At 63.3% G+C, this 7,442-nt stretch carries 7 protein-coding genes, 2 tRNA genes and 1 pseudogene; 6 read left to right on the forward strand and 4 right to left on the reverse strand.

Annotated features, from left to right (window positions below; all coding sequences use genetic code 11):
* On the reverse strand, window positions 1-327 hold a 327-nt coding region (locus tag Q427_RS24510), incomplete at its 3' end, for a high-potential iron-sulfur protein (protein WP_155833684.1).
* 337 nt (window positions 328-664) lie between these two features.
* Between Q427_RS24510 and Q427_RS24515 the strand changes: the two genes are divergently transcribed.
* Window positions 665-1,084 carry a CopD family protein gene (locus Q427_RS24515; protein ID WP_043517943.1) on the forward strand — a complete coding sequence of 140 codons (420 nt, stop codon included), beginning with the start codon at window positions 665-667 and terminating at the stop codon, window positions 1,082-1,084.
* Between the two features lie 52 nt (window positions 1,085-1,136).
* Here Q427_RS24515 and Q427_RS24520 read toward each other — a convergent pair whose 3' ends face one another.
* A complete protein-coding gene (locus Q427_RS24520) occupies window positions 1,137-1,601 on the reverse strand; it encodes a DUF2231 domain-containing protein (protein ID WP_043510457.1) in 465 nt (154 codons plus the stop codon).
* Between the two features lie 195 nt (window positions 1,602-1,796).
* Here Q427_RS24520 and Q427_RS34795 point away from each other — a divergent pair.
* The 5 genes and pseudogenes from Q427_RS34795 to Q427_RS24545 form a co-directional block, all read left to right on the forward strand.
* Window positions 1,797-2,303, forward strand: a pseudogene (locus Q427_RS34795) (cytochrome c oxidase subunit II); the annotation flags it as partial.
* Window positions 2,304-2,694: 391 nt separating this feature from the next.
* Window positions 2,695-5,226, forward strand: coding sequence for a cytochrome c oxidase subunit I (ctaD, locus tag Q427_RS24530; protein WP_051496674.1), 2,532 nt, complete (start codon window positions 2,695-2,697; stop codon window positions 5,224-5,226).
* Complete coding sequence (locus Q427_RS24535; protein WP_043517945.1) at window positions 5,223-5,573, forward strand: hypothetical protein; 351 nt, start codon at window positions 5,223-5,225, stop codon at window positions 5,571-5,573. The genes ctaD and Q427_RS24535 overlap by 4 nt, the downstream gene beginning before the upstream one ends.
* A gap of 117 nt (window positions 5,574-5,690) precedes the next feature.
* Window positions 5,691-5,966, forward strand: a complete 276-nt coding sequence (locus Q427_RS24540) for an Lrp/AsnC family transcriptional regulator (RefSeq protein ID WP_043510462.1) — start codon at window positions 5,691-5,693, stop codon at window positions 5,964-5,966.
* Window positions 5,967-6,047: 81 nt separating this feature from the next.
* The gene (locus Q427_RS24545; protein ID WP_051496675.1) at window positions 6,048-6,932 is read left to right on the forward strand and encodes a DNA/RNA non-specific endonuclease; all 885 of its coding nucleotides are present in this window, start codon (window positions 6,048-6,050) and stop codon (window positions 6,930-6,932) included.
* A 257-nt stretch (window positions 6,933-7,189) separates the two neighbouring features.
* Here Q427_RS24545 and Q427_RS24550 read toward each other — a convergent pair.
* Window positions 7,190-7,276: transfer RNA gene (locus Q427_RS24550), tRNA-Leu, on the reverse strand.
* Window positions 7,277-7,310: 34 nt separating this feature from the next.
* Window positions 7,311-7,396 (reverse strand) — tRNA-Leu (locus Q427_RS24555).
* Window positions 7,397-7,442: the final 46 nt, after the last annotated feature.

Here is a 7,442-nt window from a genome sequence, read left to right on the forward strand (position 1 = left end):
TCGAGCCAGTCGCTCAATCCATCGCGCCCAGGACTGGCACCAGCCCCGCGGTTCGACACTATTCTGGGGGAATAGCTGGCAGCCTTCGGTCTCCGGTTCGTAGAACATGCAGTTATCGCAGTACTCACCCTCCTCGAAGGCAGGGTGATCGCTGGCTTCCTCGGCCACTTCAACGTAGTTCAGTGCCTGGGCCTGCTCGTCATTGGGGTCCAGCCGGGGCAGCGTCTGGGCAAAGGCCTGTTTCGACAGGATACCGGCCCCCAGAGGCAGGGCAGCTACACCAAGCAGGCTGTTGCGCATGAAGTCACGGCGGCTCTGATTGGCCATGGGTTCTCCTTTTCGTCACGGTCCTGAATTTTCGGGCCTGGCGAGGTCAGCCCTGTTACCGGGCCGCTCGCAGCCTCGAGCAATCAATGGGCCGGGTGTTCGCCCACCTAGGGTGCGACAGGATCGAGCCCACCAAGTTCGCCATTATCAGACGATCAGGCCGATAATATTGAACTGACCGAGGGGATGCCATGCTTATCTTTACTCGATTCACTTCGCCCATGGGCGCTATCCTGATTGAAGCCGACGAGCGGCGGGAGGTCAGGCGACTGGTGGTGGCATCTCCTCCTGACTCTAGGTAGGGTGAAGAAGACACTGCAACTGCAAGGATGCTGCCATGCCGTGGATCAAGATCCTGCATATCGCCACCCTGCTCTGCTGGTGCGGCACACTGCTTTACCTGCCCGCGCTGCTCCTGGCCAGTGCCAAGCCGCGGGTGGGCTCGTCCTTTCATGCATCCGCGCCGGTCATCCTGCGGTTCCTCTTTACCCACATTGCAACGCCCTTCGCCCTTGTGGCGATCATGAGCGGAACCCTGCTGTTCATTGTCGGGCAGCTCACAGGCGGGTGGCTGGTGCTCAAGCTGGCGGCCGTGGCGGGCATGGTGTCCTGCCACGTGCTGTGCGGTGGACTGATCGTGCGCCTGGAGCAGGCGCGCCTGCGGGGCATGATTCCTGCCAGCGTGCTGGTTGCCGCCGTGGCGGCATCGCTGATGCTTGCCGTGCTGACCCTGGTGCTGAGCAAACCCTTCGGCTGAGGCAATGACAAGGAGAGTCACGATGCGCCACTCGACCCATGTACGGCCTGCCTCATTTGTCGTCGATGTCGACGCCCACCGCCTGGTCGTAGACGAGCATGCCGCCGAGAATGCCGGCCAGGGCGATCAGCCCTGCGGTCATCAGCGTCAGGGCAACGGCCCAGGGCAGCAGGTCGACGGGGTCCTTGAAGCGCCACAGCCAGTTGAGCGACGCCACCGACAGCATCATTACCGCCAGGATGGCATGGCACCAGCCGAGGATCATCTGGCGTATGCGCTTCACCGTGACCAGGTCCACCAGGCCGGCAATGCTGGCGACCCAGCCGCCCAACGCGCCGACGCCGGCCAGCCAAAGACTGACGCGCGCCCAGAACAGGTCTTCGGTGTAGAGGAAGGCGCCATCGCTGGCGACGACCAGCATCAGGCAGGCGATGGGAAAATGGATCATGACCGGGTGAAGGGGGTGCCCAGCGATGGCGGCACGGCTCCTGATCGAGCGTCTCGGTTGGTCAGCCATGTTCGCATCCTTTGCGATGGGTTCAGGTCTCTCTTCCGCATTCAACGCCCTGTTCGGCATCGGGTCAACCGCCCACGCCGATGCGCCTGGGGTTTGCTGACGCTGGCGGGGCTGCTGACCGGGTGTGCCGGTGAGATGTCGATCCTCGATCCGGCCGGGCCGGCGGCAAGCGCCCAGTTCTGGATCTGGTGGGCCATGCTCGGCGTCAGCGTGGTCGTGGCGCTGGTCCTCTTCGCGCTGTGGCTCTACACCTTCAGGCGACGCGAGCCGGTGCAGCGAACGCCGCGGGAGGAGCAGCGCCTCATGCTGCGCTGGGTGCTGGGCGGGGGCGTCTTGCTGCCGGCGGTCAGCATCGTTGCTCTATTGGTCTTTGCCGCGCCCACCGGCCGCGGCATGCTGCCCCTGCCACTGCCCGACGGTGAAGCGGAGCTTATCGAGGTGGTCGGGCATCAGTGGTGGTGGGAGGTGCGCTATCCCGGCGAGAACGGCGAGCGTGACGTGGTCACCGCCAACCGGCTGGTGATGCCGGTTGGTGAGCCCGTCGACTTTCGTCTCACCAGCGCCGATGTGATCCACTCGTTCTGGATCCCGCGTCTTGGAGGCAAGCGGGACATGGTGCCCGGGCGTCATACCACTATCCGTCTCGAAGCCGATGTGCCCGGCGTTTTCGGTGCCCAGTGTGCCGAGTTCTGTGGTGCCCAGCATACGGCCATGCTGCTGCATGTCGAGGCGCTGGAGCGTGACGACTACGATGCCTGGCTGGCCGAGCGGCGTGTCCCACCCGCACCGAGGGAGGGATTCGACGAGGCGCGAGAAGCCTTTGGCGAGCACTGCGCAGCCTGTCACAGCGTCGATGGCTTCCCCGAGGCACTCGTCAATGATGACCTGGCCCACGATATCGTTGGACCCGACCTCTCCGATATCGCTCCCGCCCCACCCTGGGCGCTGGTGTCCTGCCCATGGAGGAGGGTGCCATCGGTTACTGGTTGCAACACCATCAGACGCTCAAGCTGGGCAACCGCATGCCACCCCATAACCATATCGATGCCGAGATACTTCAGGAGATCGGTGACTGGCTGGAGACGATGGAGCCATGAGCGATATCAAGGATGCGACGCTGACACCCGAGACCCGTCGGATGCACACGGGAATGGACGAGGTCTGGGCGAATCCGAAAGGACTTCGGGCTCTGACCGTGGTGAACCATACTACCGTCGGGCTGCGTTTCATGGTGACCGGGGCGATCTTTTTCCTGATCGGCGGCCTGCTGGCGATGCTGATTCGTACCCAGTTGGCCTTCCCCGACAATGACTTCATGTCGCCGGAGATCTACAACCAGGTCTTCACCATGCACGGCACGGTGATGATGTTCCTGTTTGCCATCCCCATCCTCGAGGGGTTGGCGATCTATATGATCCCCAAGATGATCGGAGCTCGCGACCTGGTCTGCCCGCGACTGACGGCTTTCGGCTACTTCTGCTACCTGTTCGGCGGCATTATTCTCTTCTCCAGCCTGATTCTGGAGATGGCGCCGGCCAGCGGCTGGTTCATGTATACCCCCTTGAGCAGCGGTGACTATGCGCCGGGTCCCGGATCGGATTTCTGGCTGCTGGGGATCACCTTCATCGAGATTTCGGCGCTCTCTGCCGGGGTGGAGCTGGTGGTGTCGATCCTGCGTACCCGTACCCAGGGCATGGCGCTGCACAAGATGCCGCTGTTCGCCTGGTACATCCTGGCCATGGCACTGATGATCGTGGTCGGCTTCCCGCCGCTGATCCTGGGCAGCATCCTGCTGGAGCTCGAGCGTGCCGTGGGCATGCCGTTCTTCGAGGTGGCCGGCGGTGGCGACCCGGTGCTGTGGGCACACCTGTTCTGGCTGTTCGGCCATCCCGAGGTCTATATCATCTTCCTGCCCGGAGCGGGCATCGTCTCGACCCTGATTCCGGTCTTCGCCGGGCGCCCCATCGTCGGCTATGGCTGGGTGGTGGCGGCCATCGTCATCATGGGCTTCGTCAGCTTCGGGCTCTGGGTGCACCATATGTTCACCCTGGGGATCCCGCAGTTGGCGCTGGCCTTCTTCTCGGCGGCGAGCATGCTGGTAGCGATCCCCACCGCCATCCAGATCTTCGTCTGGCTCTCGACGCTATGGCTGGGCAGACCGCGAATGACGCTGCCCATGCTGTGGATCGTCGGCTTCCTGGTGATCTTCGTGCTGGGCGGGCTGACCGGCGTGATGCTGGCCCTGGTGCCGTTCAACTGGCAGGTCCACGACACCCACTTCGTGGTGGCCCACATGCACTACGTGCTGGTGGGGGGCATGCTCTTTCCGCTGATGGCCGGGCTCTACTATTGGCTGCCCCAGGTATCGGGTCGTATGCCTTCGGAGCGGCTGGGCAAGTGGAGCTTCTGGCTGATCTTCCTGGGGTTCAACGTCACCTTCCTGGTCATGCACTGGACCGGGCTGCTGGGCATGCGTCGACGTGTGTTCACCTACGATACGACCATGGGCTGGGACCTCTACAACCTGATCTCTTCCGTGGGTGGGTTCATCATGTCCGCCGGCGTGGCACTGTTGATCCTCGATATTGCGCTGCACTTTCGCTTCGGCAAGAAGGCGCCGCAGAACCCCTGGGGAGCCGATACCCTGGAGTGGGCCATGCCCAAGCCGCCCAGTCCCTACAATTTCGTCAGTCTCCCCAAGGTCGAGACACGCCATCCATTATGGGAGACTCCCGAGCTGTCGCGCACCATCCACGAGGGACAGCACGGTCTCAATACCATCGGCCATCGCAGGCGGGAAACCTGGGGCAGTGATGCCCTGACCGGCAAGCTGCGCGAAACCGTTCATCTTCCCAGCAACTCCTGGTGGCCGCTGTTTGCGGCACTGGCCATCGCCGTCGTCTGTATCAGCCTGTTGATCCGAATCTACTGGATTGGGGCCATCGCCACCTTGGTGGCGGTTGTGCTGCTGCTGCGCTGGTCATGGGAAAACGGAGCGCATCCCGGCAAGGCGCCCGAGGCCTCGATGGCACCCAGCGACCCACCGTTGCACTACCACACCATGAATGGACCGGGGCTATGGACCATGTCGGTCTCGCACCTGGCCAACGGCTCGCTCTATCTCTCGCTGCTGTTCGGCTGGTTCTACCTTTGGACCGTGGCGCCGGAGTGGCAGATGCCTGACGCATCGCCGCTCTCCATGCCGTTGTTGGTATTGGCAGGGGCGGCGATGACGCTGGGAGCCGCGCTACTGGCCAGGCTGGTACGCAGGCTGCGCCACCGCGAGGGAGCCGGGCTCGGTCCAATGATGTATGCGGCGGGGGGTCTGGGTTCGCTGCAGGCGGCGCTGATCGTGGCGGTGATGTGGCTGGCCGAGCTGGCCCCCACCGAAACCGCCCATGATGCCACCCTGTTCGTGGCGTTGTGCTACGTATTGATCCTGACTTCCCTGGGAGCGGTGCTGTGCATCCTGCAGGGGCTGCGCGTTGGCTATGGCTACGTCAGCGTCGACTTCCCCATGGAGCCGGTGGTGGTGCTGCGCCTGTGGTACTACAACCTGGTGGTCTACTGGAGCCTGTTCGTGGCGATCTGGGTGATGCCGACCCTGCTGGGAGGGGCATCATGAAGCACCTGCTGAGACTGACCCATCCCATTCATCTCGTTGGTGGCCTGACCATCTGGGGTATCTGGTTAGTGGCGATCTACGGGGGGCTCTCGGTGGCGTGTGCGGTGGCGCCCCCGGAACCCGAGCGCGACATGTGGACCGGCATCAATCTTGCGGTGGGCCTGGCGACCCTGGTGACGACGGCACTGCTGCTGTGGCTGGCCTGGGCCAGCGTCGTGGCGGCCCGTCGAGTCCAATTGCGGCGCGATTGCTATTTTGCCTTTGTTTCTGCGGGGGTGTATCTGTTCTCGGCGGGTGGCACGCTGTTTGTCGGCTACCCGGTGGTATTTCTGCCTCCTTGTCTCTAGGGGCGGTTCATCGAGTGTCATGGCGCGATGCAGCCGGCGTCCCCTGGCTGCTATACTCGCGCCAGGTCGCGGCGATGCACTGGCCGCAAGACGTTCCAGATCCAGGGGGAGTTCCCGATGCAGAATGCCGTGATCCTGATCAATACCGACAAGGGCCAGGTCAAGGCGGTGGCAGAGCGTCTCGCCGATGTCGAGGGTATCAGCGAGGTCTATTCGACCTGCGGCCGCTATGACCTGGTGGCGATCGCCCGCACCCGGGACTTCGAGAGCCTGGCCGAGCTGGTCACCGAGCGCCTCAATGCCGTGGAGGGCATTCGCGATACGGAGACCCTCAATGCCATGCAGGTCCATTCCCGTCACGATCTCGAAACCATGTTCTCGCTGGGCTGGTAAGCCGGCGAGTACACTACCACCCCCTGAACACTGAGTGTCGGCGGCGATGCGTGCCGGCAGTGGCACCATTCGGATCGACTCATGGCTCTAGCACGTTCCCGCCGCAGGCGCCGCCGCTCGCCGCTGTCAGGCTGGCGCTCACGCACCCGCCAGTTCGGTATCACCCTCGTTTTCGTCATCGTCGGCAGCGGCCTGTGGTACACCCAGGAGCAGGAGTACCGAGATCAGTTGAGCTGGATGGGCGCTCCCACCTGGGAGAGTCTGACGCCCTTGACCGTTCATCGCGTGCTGCGCAACGACGGTTTTCTCGTCGGCTGGTCCGACATCCGGGTCAATCCGCTGTGGGTCAGCTACCTGCTGCATGAGGTGGACGACCCGCGTGCCGGCCCCAGGCCCGGCTTCCGGCAAGACTGGCGCACGCTCTGGCCGATTGCGGCAGACAGCTACTCCGGTAGCGGCTATGACCGGGGACACCTGGCACCCAACTATGCCATCGCTGTGGTGCATGGGCGCGAGGCGCAGCAGCAGTCGTTCCTGATGAGCAACATCTCGCCCCAGAGCCCGGACCTCAACCGCCGCCTCTGGCAGCGCCTGGAAGAGGTGGTGATCGATCACTTCGTGCCGCGCTTCGGTGTGGTGCAGGTGATTACTGGTCCGGTTTTCCCCGAGCGCTTCCTCGACAACGTGACCAACCGGGTGGGGCTCGTCGAGATTCCCGAGGCGTTCTACAAGATCGTTGTCGTGCCGGCCGATGAGCCCATGGGGCTGGCCTTCATCATGCCCCAGGATGTGCGCGGCGACGAGCCGCTGGACGACTACCTGGTGAGCATCGACGAGGTGGAGGCGCGTACCGGGCTGAACTTCTTCCCGCGACTGCCGGAGGAGACTGCCGAAGTGCTGGAGGGAGAGGTCGTGGCCGAAGGGTGGGCGCTCGATGAGGTGGCACGCCTGCCTGGTCGCTTCTGATCAAGCCAGCCATTTCCTGCTGTGCTCGAAATCCGGCTTCTCGGCGGTGTCGAAACGTCCCAATCCTCATTGAGCCGCAAGTCAACTCCGGTTGCTGCGCTCCGGCGAGAAGCCGCCTTTCTTCGCTCGCGACGGTAATGGCTGGGCTTGATGGGCAGGCACAAAAAAACCGCGCTCATGTCGCGGTTTCTTGGGGTGCTTTCATTGCGCTCTGGAGATGCTTCAGCCTGCATGACGCGATTTGCTCGCGAGAGCGGTGGTGCCCAGGAGAGGACTTGAACCTCCACATCCTTACGGATACTAGCACCTGAAGCTAGCGCGTCTACCAATTCCGCCACCTGGGCGCATCATGCTGTCGTCGTGTTCGCGAACCTGGGATGGTGCCCAGGAGAGGACTTGAACCTCCACATCCTTACGGATACTAGCACCTGAAGCTAGCGCGTCTACCAATTCCGCCACCTGGCGAACACGAGACTTCGAGCTGACAAAACGCTTGGGCGCTACCGACCA

The organism is Halomonas sp. BC04, assembly GCF_000568385.1.

Coding starts and splice junctions, on each gene's coding strand:
- Q427_RS24515 (WP_043517943.1), top strand. CDS start 665: ATGCCGTGGATCAAGATCCTGCATATCGCCACCCTGCTCTGCTGGTGC.
- Q427_RS24520 (WP_043510457.1), bottom strand. CDS start 1,601: ATGGCTGACCAACCGAGACGCTCGATCAGGAGCCGTGCCGCCATCGCT.
- ctaD (WP_051496674.1), top strand. CDS start 2,695: ATGAGCGATATCAAGGATGCGACGCTGACACCCGAGACCCGTCGGATG.
- Q427_RS24535 (WP_043517945.1), top strand. CDS start 5,223: ATGAAGCACCTGCTGAGACTGACCCATCCCATTCATCTCGTTGGTGGC.
- Q427_RS24540 (WP_043510462.1), top strand. CDS start 5,691: ATGCAGAATGCCGTGATCCTGATCAATACCGACAAGGGCCAGGTCAAG.
- Q427_RS24545 (WP_051496675.1), top strand. CDS start 6,048: ATGGCTCTAGCACGTTCCCGCCGCAGGCGCCGCCGCTCGCCGCTGTCA.